The organism is Noviherbaspirillum agri, assembly GCF_054780595.1.
The window spans coordinates 23,664-39,656 of record NZ_BAAGWA010000008.1 but is presented as its reverse complement, the minus strand read 5'-3'; the positions used below and the strand labels follow the sequence as shown (position 1 = coordinate 39,656).

Genomic DNA, 15,993 nt, shown 5'->3' with positions numbered 1-15,993 from the left:
CGATCACAGTATTTAATAAAAAACCCCCTCGCTTGCGGTGCGAGGGGGTTTGGTGATTCATGGATCAATCCTCGATTTCACGCCAGGTAGTGCGGCGCACCGCACCACCTCCACCACCATCATCGCCACCTTCCTCAGCAATGATATTGCCGGTGGTGTCCGTAACAATTGTCCTCATCCCGTCACTCACTCTGACGGTTTTGATACCAGCAACAAGCGCGTTACCGCTCAAAAGTTTACCCGCCATTCCATCTACCGCAGTGGACAGGCTCTTGCCGGTATAGATGTTCAGGAAATACAGGTACGCGTGTCCCCCGACATCACAGGCATTCGTGGACGGAACGTTGGCTGCGACAGTCAAGGTGTTGAGCTGCAAAGACATATCAACGTTGACACGCTCACCAGGCGATTTACTCTGCGGATTGAAGTCGAGATACCAGCCGTCCTTGCTCGCCCAGCTCATGTTGTCGCCGCTAATCGTACGGATAGTCTTGCCCGCCAACGCTCCGCCGTCAGAACCCGTGGTGTGCGTCAGTGTACGTGCCACCATCGATGCGCCACGGACATCAGCAATTCCCTTGCCTTCGCCGGTCAGAGTTTTGTCCTTTAACGCATATAGGGACTGCTGGCTCGTGTCCTTGGGGTCGTTATCTCCCAGATATTTTCCTGTGCCAACCATGATTACCGGATACTTGATGCCGCTTTCCTTGATCTCCGCGAGCTCAGGCTTGGTCGTAATGGGCTGAGGCTTCTTGTCCGCAGTTCCATCCTTCAACTGTGCGACCAGGACAGCCTCTCGGCCGCCATTCCCGCTAACTTCTTCCGGGGGATACCTATTGTCAATGTCAAAACGCCAGACGTTGCCAAGCAGGTCGCCACCGTATAGGCGTTCAATGATCGGCATTGCGTCGTCTTCGATCCATGCATTGAGCTTGCCCAAGCCACTCGGTGTAGTCGTGCTTCCTGCCGAAGTAACGATGTCGTCTGTCACGAGCTTCGTCCCTTTCTCCGCGTCGAGCACAAACAACCGTCCCTTGCCGTCCCCGGTATCGCCACAACCACCGGGGGCATTGTTATAGCCTGAAGAGAACATCACTGCCCACTTGCCAGCCTTGGTTTTGCCAACGACCGGATTTCCGAAGCTGTATCCGAGGTTGTCGTCGGTGAACTCCCAAAGCCCTTTCGGCGCCGCCGGGTCCGTCACATCGAGTGCATAGTATCCGCAGCCGCCCTTGTTCAGGCCGGCGACTAGAATCGTCCGCCAGTCATCTTTCGAAGCACAGAGTTGCACATCTGCTTCCGGTTCTTGAACCGTTTTTTGTTTCGGCTTGATGCACACATCTGCAACCGTCGGCGAGCCGTCGACAGAATAGAAATGGTTGTTTCCATAGTTGCGGTCGGCCAGACGCCACATGTTCTTCATGACAAACGTCGGCACATACGCCCAGCGTTCGTTGCCTGTTTCCGCGTCAATGGCGTGCAGCATCCCGTCATTGGCCGCAATAAAAACAGTAGCAGCACGTTCGGCGTTCGCCGTCTTGAACTGCGCATAGGTCTGATCGTATTTATCGTAGGTGAGCGGCGGCTTCTTCATGTAGACAGGCACGCCATTCACGATATCGCCCAGCTTATGCTCCCGACTGCGATACAACCGGTTGGTAGCGGTAGGATTTGTCGCAGTATCCTCGTAGGTATCGCGGCCCCGGAGATAGTTGATCAGATTTTCTGCCTTGTTAGCCTCTGTCTTCTGGTCGCCGGTCAGGTCTTCTGCATCCGCCCCACACTGGTCTACCGCAGGCGACTTGCTGCAAAGGTCTGCAAAATTATCTTCCAGACTATCGGCCGTCAGGTTAGTCAGGTCGAATTCTTTCAGCTTGCTTGCCTCGTCCCCGCTAAAGAATTTGATGTTCCTGCCATCGCCAGTACCGGCCGCTTTTGCCTCTTGCACTTGCGCATCGAGCTGTGTTTGTGCTGACCAGAGCGCAGAACCCGACAAGGCACCGGTTTTCGGGTCGATTGAAAACGACTTCAAGTCGCCATCCCACTTGACCGTGCGGTAGAGCGCCACGTACACAAGGTTGTCACCAGCGACCGGCTCAAGGTTCGACGTCGCAGCAGCAGCAGAAGAACCCGGCTTCACATCCATGCCACTCAAGGCTTCCTTGAGCCCCTCCTTCACTGTCTTGGAATCGGCCGCGCTGTAATAATTGCCACGGCCATTGACTGCCGCATGCCACAGGTCGTCGATCTTATGTGCTTCTGCGTCGGTAGGATCTGGCCAATCGGCCTGGCCCGTTGCCCGGGGCGCCTTGATATCGTAATACTGCCTGGTAGTGGAGTCGTTGTCCTTCTCTGCAGTCTCGTAATTCTTTTCGTACTTGATCGTGCCGTTCACACCCAGGCCAAGCGTAAATGTGGTCATGTGCTGATAGTCCGCACTGTTTTTCCCACTCGGGCGAACGTTGTTCTTGCACAGGTCGGTGTACGTCGTGTCACCGATGGTGTTCGAGCAGTTGCTCCATTTTGTATGATCTCGCAAATCAGTCCCATAGTAGTAATAGGCGACGTCCGCGAGTGTATTTTCCTTTTTCTCCACATCCAGATAAGGACGTACCGTCCCTTCAGTTGCCGCCTTGTAGCCACTGAATGCGATTTCAGTAAACTGCCGTGTCTTGGTTGTACCCGGGGCCTTAGCTACATCGACTTCGATTGGGGCAGTCAAGTCGCCCAAGGCAGGGTCTGCCGTAATCGTGATGACCTGATTGTTATAACTAGCCTTAAAGCCCGTGATGCTGGTATTGGCATTGATCTCATCTTTGACCGCATTACCGATGGTGTCCGCGTAGATCGAGTAGTTCGGCGGTGCTGGAGGCGTTTTCATCAACTCGATGTCACTGCCGTTAATATTGACCCTCACGCTCGTCACTCGATAACTGCCATTACTCAGCTTCTTGTTGCCTGTTTGATCGCCGATCTCGATTCTCGCTTTTGCGCCAACGGCCGCACTCGCTTCTACACCGTCGACGTCACCAATACTCGTCGAGCCATCAATCTGCTTTGGCGCTACGTTATCGTTCCAGTATCCATCGGTTGAAAGAATGGTGAAATTCTGCTGACAGGAATACTGCACCGGGTCATAACCACTGATCTTTCCTGCATACATGCGGCCCATTCTGGAAAGCGCTTTCCGTAAAGGCGTACCACCATATGCCTTGCTCTTGTAGAGCTTGTCGTACCAGTCAAAACGCTGGGTTCCCGCTTCTGCTCCACTAAAGTCAGCAATCTTGAAATCCTCGTTATAGTGATATGTCTCCTGACTATTAATGAAGAACAGTCCGAGGCGGTACTTAGTTTGCTCTAGGTCCTTGAAGGCCTCACCGGCGGCCGCCTTCATGGCCATCGCACGGCTGCGGTAATAGGTGTACCAGTTGGCATAATTGGTCTTCGCAGCATCACTGCCGGCAGTTACGCCTGGCGCCTCGATCTTGTTCGGATCAGTGACAATCGAGTATTTATCGTTAGTTTCACAAGTCGTCGAACTGGCATTGGTTTTGTGCTTGGAATAGTAGTACTTGCTAGGCGAACTGGAGCACTCTTTACCCGTGCCGGATGTGACGCAATCTACTTTAAATGGTGTGAGATTCTGCAGGTCAGAGAGTTTTTTCTTGGCATTATTACCAAGAACTTGTGGATAGGATGTCGCACCATCAGCGGAAAAGTAGCCGTCTAATAGCGCTTCGTCAAAAATGGCATCGTCATAGCGCGTGACCCCATCGCTGTACTCCTTGCCGCCGATTTTGTAGGGAGGTTTATACGTTTCATTCGGGTTATAAAACACGGTATTGTGCTTGTACCAACCAAAGCAGCGCTTGTCTCGTATATGTCCGTAACTGTAGCCGTAATAGTCGTTCCAGTCGTCATCGGCTGGCATGCTCTCAAACCCCATCGAGCCGGAATCGTCAACAACAAAAGCGATATTGGGTTTGGCAGTGGAGCTACTGACAATACCATTGGCCAATGGGCCGTTAGCCAGCTCCGTCACACCAGCCGTCCCTGCCACAGGTATCGCGCCGCACAATGCCATGAGCGCCATCATCAAGACGGCGCGGTGCATGCTTCCAGTATTCGGCATCATTGCATTCTCCATATCAGAAATGGATATAGGTTTCGGTATAGCTCACTGTGTTGCGCGGACCTTCCGCGCGAACGATGATCCGGTAGAACGGACCGGCCGTTGAAGTCAGGCGTCCCTCGCCATACTTCACCTCGCCTCGCTTTGGGGAGGTCCCGCTGCTACCGGCGATGGGCCTTGCGCAATTGGTGGCAGCAGGCGCCTTGGCCTCCTCACACATCCGGGTAATCAGGACTTGCGTGGCGTAGCCTTCGGTCTTCTGATCCTTTGCGGTCGGTTTCTTGCACGCCTTCCATGTCGTATCGGAGGCATATGCACAGTCGTCGTCGTTCCAGTCAACCAGTGTTCTTTCGATATTGGATGACTTACCCGTGATGTCCAGATCGTCCAGTCGGGTCGCGTAGTAGCCGTCGCTCTCGTCGTCGCTGAAGAGGTGAGCACCGGCTTGGTTGGCCTCAAGGTATTTGATCGCCGCTTCTGTCGCGGCATCCGCAGCAGACGTGGTGGTTTGCTTGAAGGCGAGATTGCCGACTACCAGCGTCCCGGTGTCTACTGAACGAATCAGGCCGACTGCCGCTATCGACATCAATACAAGAGCAACCAATACGACCATCAACGATATGCCATGCTGATAACGGCGGTGGTTTGCCGATTGGTTCGCAGCAAAATGCGCCGTATACAGGCTGATGCAGCACTGCGGCCTCATGGTGTCACTCCTGTTCATTGTTGCCATATCATGTTGCGCAACGGGACCGTTGTTTCGACTACGCGATAGCGGTAACGCTGCCAGTTAGGGCTGGTATTGTTGACGTTGACGTTGATTTTTACGCCTTTACCAGCCGGGTCAGGCCGCCAGCAAACGGCCGCTGGGTGCGGCGTATCACTGTCGCAGGTGGAATCGGCTACGGCGCCGTCCAGTGTGACGTTTTGCGACTCCTGACTTGCACTGCGGGTGACGAGCGCAATACGAAGTGCGCGCACCTGGCGCCACTCCACCTCATTAGCAGGCACCGTCGCGCTCCACTCGTCGATTGCGTTATCAGACGGCGAGTCCGTTTCCTTTCCGTACACAGCCTGCAGTTGCACCACATCGGGATACAAGTCCTGAACTGAATTTGTGTTCGCGGCCATGTTGAATTCTGTCAGGCGCAGGGTGTATCGACCTGTATTGGCATCAAAGGCGATCCCATACGTACGATCGACGAAGTTGCCCAGGTTGATTAAGTAGTCGCCTATGCTATAGCCGCTATCAGGCAGGATGCTGTTTGCCGAAGTCTGATTCCAGGTACTCTCCGCAAGCGTATGCGGCACCTGGTTTGCTGCCTTGGCACCTGCCACACGAAATACCGTGCACCACGTTCCTCCGGCCAGTGCTGCCGGAACCGCAACCATCATGTCACCGGCTTCTATGCCGATATCGGAGTCGACAAAAAAGCTTGCATCATCCTTTTTATGATTGCCCGAAATCCTGGTTGGCAAGGTAATCCCGTTCTTGCTACTGGCAAAAAATCTGACTTGATCGGGAGCGCCGTTCGCGCCATCCGTAATTATCGCCGGCACAAGCGGAAAAGTTCTCGTGGCTGTAGTGCCATACTTCGCCCGAACTTCACAACCAACGGAGCTTGGCACCGTTGTATAACCAAAGCCCGCATTGCGGCCGTCGCGCTCAATCGAATAGAGGCTGAGTGATGCATTGACGGTGGCATCCGCACCGGACGTCGATGTCCGTTTTCTTGACTCCGCCACCTGCATCACTTGCGAAACAACCAGCACCGTAACCAGGCCTATGGTGATGCCGACCATGACCTCGACCAGAGAAAAACCCGCGGTGCGTTTGCGTTGACCGTTTTTCACGTTTTTCCCTTACCTATTCAGTTGACAATCTGAGCACTGATATCAAAACGACCTGGCACTTCACCCTGACCTGGCAAGGTCCAGCTCAGAGAAACGTCGACTCGTGGCGCATTGACGGTAATGGTTGCACTCCCGCCCGGCAGGGTCTGGCCAACTGCAGTCAACCATTTATTGCATGTGGCGTAGCCATCGCATGTGTCGTCTGCCGTGGCATATTTGCCCAGATTTGCCTGGTCAACCCACATCTGACCAATGACTTGATTCGCAAGGAATGAAGCCTCGCCGCGCAGTTTTGCGTGCGTCACGTTCTTGCTCATCGTGGCCTGCAGACCAACTAGTGCGAGGATCCCAAGGGAGAACAAGAGAATCGCGATTAGGGCCTCTACCAGAACAACTCCGCCCTGTTTTTGTTCTCGAACCAAACCTGCTTGTCTATACATAGGAAAACCTCATCAAGTCAGCAATGCGCAGGATTGCTTGCAGCAGTCACAGAGGGATCGCATGTGCGTACTGCACCACCGGGTGCGATCTGTATCTGAAGCGTTCGCCCGGACCCAGTCATTGCCGACAAGGTGATGCGAGCAATCGGCGCATCGTCTCCCGTGCATGTCGCCTGAACGCGGCCAAATCCGTTGAACGTAACGCAGCTCGCAGCCGCTGCAGGGGCGTTACCATTGACCGCACTTACACTGACCCCAGTCCCGCCGTCTGTTCCCAGGCGGGACTGGATTAGACGTGGAGCCACCGTGTTCGAAGTGGCCGCGTTGCAGGCATTAGCGGGATCATCCAAGCTGACTACCCAGGACTTGCCGGATTCGCTGCGAGCGCATGTGCTGCTCAGCCCGTTGACGAGCCAGAACGAAACGGGGACGTTACGGCGAAGCGCTTCAGTTCGCGCCAGGTTTAAACCCGCCTGAATGCTTTCAGCGGATGTTCGTATTTCCGCATTCCGGATAAAGGATTGAAAGCTTGGTACGCCGATACCAAGCAGAACGGCGATGATCGCCACAGTGATCATCATTTCTATCAGGGTAAATCCGTTATGGCGACTCATGACTTGCTCCGGCCGATCAACATTCTTTACCCTTGACCAGCCAGCATAATGAGGCAACCGCCTTACCCTTGAACTCGGCGGTCTTTTGCTCGTTGTTCTGATTCAGCGTGTAGATGTGCCCTACTGCAGCCCCTGAACTCCCGGTCGCCTTGATTTCATATGCCTGTGTACCGTTCAGCGTGCAGGAGTAGGTGAAGTTCCCGGAGATTGCCGCAAAATTGATCTGATCCGCCGTACCATCATTTGCACAATTGCCGGTTCCGAAGTTTCGATTGCTTTGATAGAACTGTTCAAGCTTCACGCGCAAGTCGGCGAGCGTGGAGAATGCCTCGCTTAGCGCACTCCGCCTGACATATTCGGAGTAGCTCGGCACAACAACCGCTGCCAAGATGGCGACGATCGCGACCGTTATCATCAGTTCAATAAGCGTGAAACCGGATTTTCTCGCGCAAGCATTCATAAAGCCCCCCTTCGTTTTGCGGAATGTAGTCCAACGTCGTTTAGTTGTCAGTGGGTAATGCGATTAACGGCCGAGCGTTCCCGACAAACGGCACCGCCACTGAAGAATCCGGCGACACTTTGAGGAGATTCTGTTGTATTGACGCACTGCAGAATCCGGGCGGAACGGCCACTGCATCTGCATGATCAGTGGGAAGAACCGCTATGTCGCCCCACGCAGCACCCAGGCGCAATCGGCTTCTGGCAGCGGCTTGCTGAAGTAATACCCCTGCATGTAATCGCAACCATGCTCCCGCAAATAGGCAAGTTGCGCTTGGGTCTCAACGCCCTCAGCGATCACCTTGAGCCGCAGACTGTGCGCCAGTGAAATGATCGACAACACGATGGCCGCATCGTCCGGGTCGACAGTGATATCCCGCACAAACGACTGGTCGATCTTCAGCAGGTCAATCGGAAACCGCTTCAGGTAGGCGAGGCTGGAATATCCGGTGCCGAAGTCATCGATGGACAAATGCACACCGAGTCCCTTGAGTTCATGCATGAGCATCACGGCGTGCTCGACGTCGTTCATCATCATGCTTTCGGTCAGTTCCAGTTCGAGCAGATGCGGCGCGATGCCGGTTTCGTCGAGCACGGACTTGATCGTGGCGACGAGGTCTTGCTGGTAGAACTGACGCGCAGACAGGTTGACCGCCACGCGCACATCCCCGAACCCATCGATCTTCCATGCCACGCTCTGCCTGCAAGCTGTGCGCAATACCCAGGTGCCGATGGGGACGATCAGGCCGACTTCTTCCGCAAGTTGAATAAAACGCCCTGGCGGGACCATGCCCATGGTCGGGTGTTGCCACCGGATGAGTGCTTCCATACCTGTAACGCGCCCGCCTTCGAGGCTCACCTGGGGCTGATAATGCAGCACGAACTCCTCGCGTTCAATCGCATTGCGCAGATCATTTTCAAGACGCAGGCGCTCCATCGCCCGTTCGTTCATTGCTGCGGTATAGAACTGGAAGTTATTGCGCCCCGCTTCTTTCGCACGGTACATCGCAATAGCCGCGTGCTTGAGCAGGATGCCGGATTCGTTGCCGTCGCTTGGGCAGATGGCGATGCCGATGCTGGCCCCGAGAACGAATTCATAGCCATCAATCACGATGGGGCGGGCGACTGCCTGCAAGATGCGATGCAGGATCGGTGTAGCGAGCTTTTCGTCTTCCCGTTCTGGCAATACCACGGCGAATTCGTCTGCACTCAGCCGCGCAACCGTGTCGGTCTCTCGCACCACCTGTCGCAGCCGGTCGGCAACGCATTTCAACACCTCATCGCCAGCATGGTGACCAAGCGTGTCGTTGACAAGCTTGAAGCGGTCGAGGTTCAGGAACAGCAGCCACGCTGCATGCCCATACCGCTCGGCGTAGGCGACCGCCTGGCACAACCTGTCCTGAAGGAGGCTGCGGTTGGCCAAGCCGGTCAGCGTGTCACGGCTGGCACGAAATTCCAGTTCTGCCTGATAGCGCTTGGTATCGGTAATGTCGTACAAGGCAACGACGAAATGATTGACCTCTCCCGATTCGTCGCGGACGGGAGCAAGATAAATATCGCTCCAGATCAGCGATCCGTCCTTGGTGTAATTGCGCAGAACGGCATGTGCCTCCCGCTTCTCGCGTGCGGCAGCGCGAATCTCTCCTATTTCCGGCTGGTCCAAGTCGCCCGCCCAAAGCAGGCTGCTGCTGTGCCCCACGACGTCCGCTGCAGAGTATCCGGTGATGCGTTCAAACGCCGGATTCACATACTCGATGGGATACTTGGGCGGCACAGCACTGGTAATGATGATTGCGTTCGCACTAGCTTCGATCGCGCGTTGGCGCAACTCCAGCCCTTCTTCGGCACGCTTGCGGGCTGCGACATCCTCGACCAGTAAATCGTTTGCCTGTTGCAGTTCGGCGGTCCGCAGCTCGACGAGCTGCTGCACCTTTCGCGAGCGCGAAGAAAGCGTCTGCATATAAGCCGCAGCCAGCAGGCTGAGCAGCACACCTGCGACAAGACCGTACAGTGATCCATCGTGCCGCTGCAGGAAGAACGTCGGCTGGACCGAGGCAATGATTCGCCATGGCCTGCCGGCCACTTCAAAGTCGTACGTCATGCTTTCCGGCGTGTCGTACAGGATCCACGAGGGAAGGATGGAGGCAACAGGTTGCGCAGGGGGAGCACTCCCCTTGCGATATGCAAGAAATCCTTCATCCTGCACGCCGCTGGCATAGACACTGATGTTGATCAATTCATCATCCAGCAAGCCATTGGTGGCGAGGATTTCCTCTATCAGGCGCGGCGCATTAAATACGGCGGCCGTATCGCCGATGACAGCCCGCCTGCGCGACTCGATGTCATCGAGCGGGACCCCGTGGCGATAGACTGGCATCACCACAAGAAAACCGCGGAGTTTTCCGTCGCCTTGTGCGAGTGTCAGCAGGTTGCTGGACGCTGCGTGCCCCGTATCGGTGGCGTACCGGACAGCATCGATCAGCGTCAGGTTGGCCGACACGTCCAGCCCGAACGCCGCCTCATTGCCTCGCATCGGTTCGATATAGTCTACGACCAGATGTCGCTCGCGCGGCTCTGCCACGAACAGCTTCCCATCCTTCAGTTGCCGCATTTTGAAGTCGGGAAATTCCAGCCGCATTCGCGCTTCATACTGCTGGCGTTCGCCCGCATCCACATAGCGATGAAAATTGAAAGCCTGTACATAAGGATGGCGCTGCAGCAGCGGTTGCGTAAAGGTGTGAAATTGTTCACGACTGACGGGTTCGAACGTTGCGAACAGTTGGTTCAGCACACGCAGGACTTGCACGGTTTCGTCAAGCTGCTGCTGCACGGCGAGAGTGCGAATATTTGCCCGCTGCTGGAAGTCGAGTTCGATCTTGTCGTGCTCCAGACGACGCAGGCCAACGAATAGTGCCACGGTGCCCGACAGGCCGAGGATCAATGCAAGAAATGCAGCGGTGGATATCAGAAAGGGCGAGCGACTGCGCGGCATTCAAGCTCCGGTTACAAACATCAATGAATATGCGTCGCTGGCATAGGCGAGTAAACGCCTGGACGTGAGAGTCCGCATATAGCGTAACGGATTTATTTCTACCAAGTAAGAGGTTCTTGCCGCCTCTATGAAATTTGCTGCAGGCGTGATCGTGTTTCTGTCGCGACGCGCCAACACAGCGGCGCCATCGTTACGAAAGAAACACGGGTCGATTCCATTGTTTCAAGCTTTCGCTCAATGCCGCCCTCATACCCCGGCGTTAAGATACAGCGGTCTTTGGTGAGTCTTCTCGCTCCTCGTTATGACTGAATACCATCTCCATACGCTGTGGCGGATCGCGGCGCCGCTGCAACCTGTCTTCGATGCCGTATTTGACTCGCTGCGCTGGCCTGAATGGTGGCCCGGCGCTGAACATGTTGACGAAATCAATGCCGGCGCGCCTGACGGTATCGGCAGCATCCGGCGCTATTGCTGGAAAGGGCGGCTCCCTTATCGCCTCAGCTTTGACGCGTGCGCGACGCGGCTAGAACCGCCATGGCTGCTGGAGGCAAACGTCAATGGAGATCTCGAAGGAGTCGGGCGATGGGCCTTCCTGCATGGCGAGGGGATTACCTCTGTTCACTATGAATGGCATGTCCGGACAACAAAACGCTGGATGAATATGCTCGCGCCGCTGGGCCATCGAGTCCTGGCGAACAACCACAACGCTCTGATGGATGCAGGCGCGGAAGCCTTGGCCCAGTTGCTTGGCGCCCGTCTCGTCGAATCGCGCGCCATCAGCGATGCCGAACTCATCCGTCAACTTCCTGCAACTGATCGATGAAGTGGTTGGCCGCCCTTCTCTCCGGCATGGCTGCAGGCATCATCGCTACCGCCGTGCAGCTCGCTTTGTGGTGGGCGGCATCCTTGCCTGTCATGCACATGCTCTTGCGAGACAGCAGATTAGCCGCTGCGATTGTCATGGGCAGTTCGGCATTGCCACCGCCGGCATCCTTTGACTGGGACGTGATGATCGTTGCAACGCTGATTCACTTCACACTTTCAGCCGTTTACGGCTGTGCGCTCGCCCTGTTCATTTCGCGCATGTCACTCCACCGCTCAGTGCTTGCCGGTGCGATCTTCGGCCTTGCACTGTTTGGATTGAACATGTACGGATTTACGCTGGTCTTCCCGTGGTTTGACGCAAGCAGGGACTGGATTACCGGAATGGCGCACGTCGCATTCGGCATGAGCGCCGCAGTGCTGTACAAGCGATGGCAAGGATCTATTCTTTAGTTGAAGACTTGCGTGAGCCGAAACCAAATTACCGCAAAGGTGGTGGCTGACGATTCTTCCGCAAGTTATGCCGGCTTTTCGCCCGGCTCCGGAAGCAGGCATGCCTTGACGATCTGCAGGTCGTTGTCCTTGGCGAAATTGAGGACGAAGTGATACGCCAGTGGTTCGATGTCGCGCAGGTGCTCGTTGACGATGACTGACTTCACACCGCCAAGCACCGTAGGTCGTACGTATGGGGAATAACGAAGATGAGCATGCGGGCCGCCTGAGCCCTCCGGCCGAAAGCAAGACATGACACCGCACAAGCGCTCTGCCCAGTCACTGGGCCGGAACTGACGACCGTCGCTGGTGATGCCTTGAATGAAAAACTCGCTGGCGACAGTCGTATGTGGTGTGGAATCTGCCATTTGTGCGGCTTGCCTCTATAGCGGTGGCTACCTTGAACCTTGCTCCGCACCAATTCAAGTACGAACCGGGCGTCTCGCTCGGCGCCATTATGCAGCGCCAAGCTTTCAGCATTCTTGCATATTATATCTTATAGAAGAGTTGGAGTGAAACAATATCCCGCAATGTGAAAAACAGACAAGACGCATTCCCGGCTATGCCGAACGCAATGGATTCACCTCAATTCGCAGGACGCACGTTGAACCGTAGCGCCGGTCCAGCCTGACTTGCCGCCGAGGTCGGCGACCTTGCCCACGGTACGGCATTGCATGGTGCCGCCGAGCCCTCTTGCCGTAGCACAGGATGCGCCGAGCCGGGGACGCCGAGCCCGCTCCGATGCGTTGCCGCACCTTGTCCCCCAGGCAGTCCGCCTCAGCCGCAAGTGGCAAGTCAGGCTGAAACTGCTCTTGAGTGAAGGGAATCATGCGGCAGCGAGCCAGGGAAAGCGATTGCAGGAATATTCAGCCGCCGCGATGCAGCAAGCCATCTCGCCAAATCGGCAAGGACTTGCAAAGAGCGATATTCGAGCGATCACCGCCCTGCATTCGGGAGTAGTGTTTGGCCCACGGATGGATGGCTATATGCCAGACGCTCTCAAGAGCAGAACGCTCGTGAGGTAAATGGCTCAACCAAACCAAACAGCGAACGACAATAGCAGCAGTAGCAACATCCACAACAGGAGTGCGCGCCAGACCAGGCCAACCGTACTCTGCAGTGCACGTGCCGTTGCCTCTTCTCCGGGCGGACTGTCCGGCTCGGCACTAGCCACATCCACTGTCGCCGCATCGGCTGCGGGCAGGCTCGTCGCAATTTCTCTCGCGCTTCCCAAGCGCAGACCCATTGCGCCACCGCCGGCGGAAAGGATGATTCCGATTGCCTCGTCCGGCCAGCGATGCGCGAAATTGCGCCATGCATAAATTGCATCCTCAAAGTTGCCGACCACCGCAAAAGCGATCGCGGTCAGACGGGCCGGAACCCAATCGATCCAGTAAAACGCCTTGATCGCAAATTTGCCAAACGCCTCATTCTTGAGTTGATCCGGCTCGTTCCAGGCACGTGCCAGATGCTCCGCGACGCGATACATGACTGCCCCGGCAGGCCCGAGCGGCAACAGAAACCAGAAGAAGACGCCGAACACATTGCGGTGTGTAGTAACGAGTGCGTTTTCGACCGCAATGCGTGAGATTTCACTCACATTCATGCTAGTTGTATCCTCGCCGGTCCACTCTGCGAGAAGACTGCGGGCTGTCGCCTCATCGCCACTGTTCAGCGCCAACTGGATCGAAGTGAAATAATGACTGTAGTGACGGAAGCCAAGGGTCAGGTAGACGATCAGTACATTCCAAGCCAGCGCGGCAAACGGACTGATGCGGATGCACAACCAGTACACAAGCACAGTGGGCACCAGAAGCAAAAGCATCGTCAGCATCCATGCCATTCGGCCGTGCTTTTCCTGCCCCGCGTTGAATGACATTTCCATGCGCAATGCCAACCGCTTGATCGCCGTGTATGCCGGATTGTCCGCACGTAGCGGCTTGAGTTGCTCGAGTAACAGCGCAAAGAGAATTGAGAGAAATGTCATCAGACTGCCCAGATAGTCATGCAAACGATACGATAACGCAGCACAACACCATAATCAAACGCGCACACGCCGGAACCGGCGCAGTACACATGCGTACCGTTTGCTGCCTTTTCAGGCACGCAGAAAATGGAACAGGTTGCGCAGCATGCCTGCAGTCGCCCCCCAGATAAAAAAACGCTCGTAAGGCATTGCATAGAAGGTCCGGCGGCCTAGACCGTTCGGAAATTCGAACGAGCGTCGCTGGTGGTTCATGCCATCCATCAGGAACGCGAGCGGCACCTCAAAGATCTCGGCAACCTCGAACGGATCGGCACGCAATTCAACCGGTGGCTGCACGAGCGAGACAACCGGCGTGACTCGAAAACCCGTAGCCGTAAAATAGTCAGGCAGTATTCCGAGCACATCCACCTGCTGACGGTCGAGTCCAATTTCCTCTTCTGCCTCGCGCAGCGCTGTTTCGATGACAGAGGCATCAGTTGCATCTACGCGCCCGCCAGGCAGGCTGACCTGCCCCGCATGATCGTTCAAGTGCGCAGTGCGCTGAGTCAGCAGCAAAGTCGGCTGCAGATCATGCATCACAATCGGAATCAATACCGCTGCCGGCACCGGCACACCTTCACTGCGCCGCGTCAGGTGTTCGTCGTGGCGCTCCGGCACCCAGATGGGTGGGGCGGCAAACCGCTTGCGCAACCAGTCTTGCGACAGGCGTTCTGCCGCAATGGCAGGCTCGCCCGCAATGGATTCAATGGGAAGTGATTCTGGATCGAAGATCGGCGTTGGCAAAACTTTTTCCTGAAGACGCAATTCGTTCTATGACACCGATTCTAGCGTGAATAGGGTGCTGGATCATCGCACAGGGCGGAAATGAAAAATGAAAAGGGCACCCGAAGGTGCCCTCTTCCCTGCAGCTGTAACGGTGTCGATTACTCGGCAGCCTGAACTGCGCGGCGGCTCGGTAGTTTTTCCTTGATACGTGCCGACTTGCCGGAACGATCACGGAGGTAGTACAGCTTCGCACGACGCACGTCGCCACGACGCTTGACTTCGATCGAAGCGATCAGCGGCGAGTACAACTGGAACGTACGCTCCACGCCTTCACCGGAGGAGATCTTGCGAACGATAAAGTTGGAGTTGAGGCCGCGATTGCGACGCGAAATCACAACACCTTCGTAAGCCTGTGCACGCTTGCGAGTGCCTTCAACCACGTTGACGCTGACGACGACGGTATCGCCCGGTGCGAAATCCGGGATATTTTTGCCCAGACGGGCGATTTCTTCCTGCTCGAGTTTCTGGATCAAGTCCATTTTCTGCTCCTTAAACCATCTTGCTGGCGCCTATGCCCAGTAGAGGATGGGGTTTTACATATACGCACGAAAGCCTCGCACGCTCTTTACTGCAACTGCAAACTGCCTAAAAACCGCTCATCGGCGCGCGACAGCAACCCCGCTTCCCGCGCCCTCAAGATCAAATCCGGCCGCTTCTTCGCCGTCGCCAGCAGCGCCTGTTCCCGACGCCACTTCTCGATCTCTGCATGGTGGCCGCCCAACAGGACTGGCGGAACCGTCACACCCTCATAAACTTCCGGCCGTGTGTAATGCGGGCAATCGAGCAAACCGTTGACGAAACTGTCCTCCACCGCCGACACGTCGTCATTCAACACGCCAGGCAGCTGTCGGATCACCGCATCCATCAGCGCCATTGCGGGCAATTCACCGCCCGACAGGACGAAATCGCCAAGGCTGACCTCTTCGTCTACGCACCGATCCAGCAAACGCTGATCAACCGCCTCATAACGACCGCATAAAAGCACCAAACCAGGTTCTGCCGTCAGCTCCATCACGCGCTTATGCGTCAACGCTCGACCTTGCGGCGACATGTAGATCACGCGTGGAGTTGATCCACCCTGGCTAACCTGACGCATCTTTGCTGCGTCGATCGCCGCCTCCAGCGGCTTGGCCAGCATTACCATACCGGGTCCGCCGCCGTAGGGGCGATCGTCAACCGTACGATAATTATCACTTGTAAAATCGCGAGGATTCCACAGCGACAGGGCACACTTCTTCTGCTCAAACGCACGCCGGGTTATCCCCGACTGCGTTATTGCCGTAAACATGTCGGGAAAGAGCGTAATGACATCAAATTGCATCTATTCCCTATCTCCG

Annotated in this window: 14 protein-coding genes; 2 read left to right on the top strand and 12 right to left on the bottom strand. The window is 55.8% G+C overall.

The annotated features are described in order from the left end of the window. Nucleotides 1-64: 64 nt before the first annotated feature. From ACYVIA_RS14665 to ACYVIA_RS14635, 7 genes are all read right to left on the bottom strand, one after another. Nucleotides 65-4,135 carry a pilus assembly protein gene (locus ACYVIA_RS14665; RefSeq protein WP_460842002.1) on the bottom strand — a complete coding sequence of 1,357 codons (4,071 nt, stop codon included), beginning with the start codon at nucleotides 4,133-4,135 and terminating at the stop codon, nucleotides 65-67. Between the two features lie 13 nt (nucleotides 4,136-4,148). Then, the gene (locus ACYVIA_RS14660) at nucleotides 4,149-4,838 is read right to left on the bottom strand and encodes a hypothetical protein (protein WP_460842000.1); all 690 of its coding nucleotides are present in this window, start codon (nucleotides 4,836-4,838) and stop codon (nucleotides 4,149-4,151) included. A 14-nt stretch (nucleotides 4,839-4,852) separates the two neighbouring features. Next, nucleotides 4,853-5,986, bottom strand: coding sequence for a PilW family protein (locus tag ACYVIA_RS14655; RefSeq protein WP_460841998.1), 1,134 nt, complete (start codon nucleotides 5,984-5,986; stop codon nucleotides 4,853-4,855). Nucleotides 5,987-6,003: 17 nt separating this feature from the next. Then, nucleotides 6,004-6,426, bottom strand: coding sequence for a type IV pilus modification PilV family protein (locus ACYVIA_RS14650; protein ID WP_460841996.1), 423 nt, complete (start codon nucleotides 6,424-6,426; stop codon nucleotides 6,004-6,006). Between the two features lie 17 nt (nucleotides 6,427-6,443). Further along, complete coding sequence (locus ACYVIA_RS14645; protein WP_460841995.1) at nucleotides 6,444-7,040, bottom strand: GspH/FimT family pseudopilin; 597 nt, start codon at nucleotides 7,038-7,040, stop codon at nucleotides 6,444-6,446. Nucleotides 7,041-7,056: 16 nt separating this feature from the next. Further along, a complete protein-coding gene (locus ACYVIA_RS14640) occupies nucleotides 7,057-7,500 on the bottom strand; it encodes a type IV pilin protein (RefSeq protein ID WP_460841993.1) in 444 nt (147 codons plus the stop codon). A gap of 201 nt (nucleotides 7,501-7,701) precedes the next feature. Next, the gene (locus ACYVIA_RS14635; protein ID WP_460841992.1) at nucleotides 7,702-10,530 is read right to left on the bottom strand and encodes a bifunctional diguanylate cyclase/phosphodiesterase; all 2,829 of its coding nucleotides are present in this window, start codon (nucleotides 10,528-10,530) and stop codon (nucleotides 7,702-7,704) included. A gap of 301 nt (nucleotides 10,531-10,831) precedes the next feature. Between ACYVIA_RS14635 and ACYVIA_RS14630 the strand changes: the two genes are divergently transcribed. Together ACYVIA_RS14630 and ACYVIA_RS14625 are read left to right on the top strand one after the other, a co-directional pair. Next, nucleotides 10,832-11,353: an SRPBCC family protein gene (locus tag ACYVIA_RS14630; protein WP_460841990.1), complete on the top strand. Its 522-nt coding sequence runs from the start codon at nucleotides 10,832-10,834 to the stop codon at nucleotides 11,351-11,353. Then, complete coding sequence (locus ACYVIA_RS14625; protein ID WP_460841989.1) at nucleotides 11,350-11,805, top strand: sodium:proline symporter; 456 nt, start codon at nucleotides 11,350-11,352, stop codon at nucleotides 11,803-11,805. The genes ACYVIA_RS14630 and ACYVIA_RS14625 overlap by 4 nt, the downstream gene beginning before the upstream one ends. A gap of 65 nt (nucleotides 11,806-11,870) precedes the next feature. On the opposite strand, the gene ACYVIA_RS14620 is transcribed toward ACYVIA_RS14625, so the two are convergent. The 5 genes from ACYVIA_RS14620 to trmD form a co-directional block, all read right to left on the bottom strand. Then, nucleotides 11,871-12,212: a DUF3579 domain-containing protein gene (locus tag ACYVIA_RS14620; protein ID WP_460841987.1), complete on the bottom strand. Its 342-nt coding sequence runs from the start codon at nucleotides 12,210-12,212 to the stop codon at nucleotides 11,871-11,873. Nucleotides 12,213-12,874: 662 nt separating this feature from the next. Then, on the bottom strand, nucleotides 12,875-13,831 hold the full coding sequence (locus ACYVIA_RS14615; RefSeq protein WP_460841986.1) for a CobD/CbiB family protein: 957 nt from the start codon (nucleotides 13,829-13,831) through the stop codon (nucleotides 12,875-12,877). A 111-nt stretch (nucleotides 13,832-13,942) separates the two neighbouring features. Continuing rightward, nucleotides 13,943-14,614 carry a CoA pyrophosphatase gene (locus ACYVIA_RS14610; protein WP_460841984.1) on the bottom strand — a complete coding sequence of 224 codons (672 nt, stop codon included), beginning with the start codon at nucleotides 14,612-14,614 and terminating at the stop codon, nucleotides 13,943-13,945. A gap of 140 nt (nucleotides 14,615-14,754) precedes the next feature. Then, the gene (gene rplS, locus ACYVIA_RS14605; protein ID WP_460841983.1) at nucleotides 14,755-15,135 is read right to left on the bottom strand and encodes a 50S ribosomal protein L19; all 381 of its coding nucleotides are present in this window, start codon (nucleotides 15,133-15,135) and stop codon (nucleotides 14,755-14,757) included. A gap of 86 nt (nucleotides 15,136-15,221) precedes the next feature. Next, complete coding sequence (gene trmD / locus ACYVIA_RS14600) at nucleotides 15,222-15,977, bottom strand: tRNA (guanosine(37)-N1)-methyltransferase TrmD (RefSeq protein ID WP_460841981.1); 756 nt, start codon at nucleotides 15,975-15,977, stop codon at nucleotides 15,222-15,224. Nucleotides 15,978-15,993: the final 16 nt, after the last annotated feature.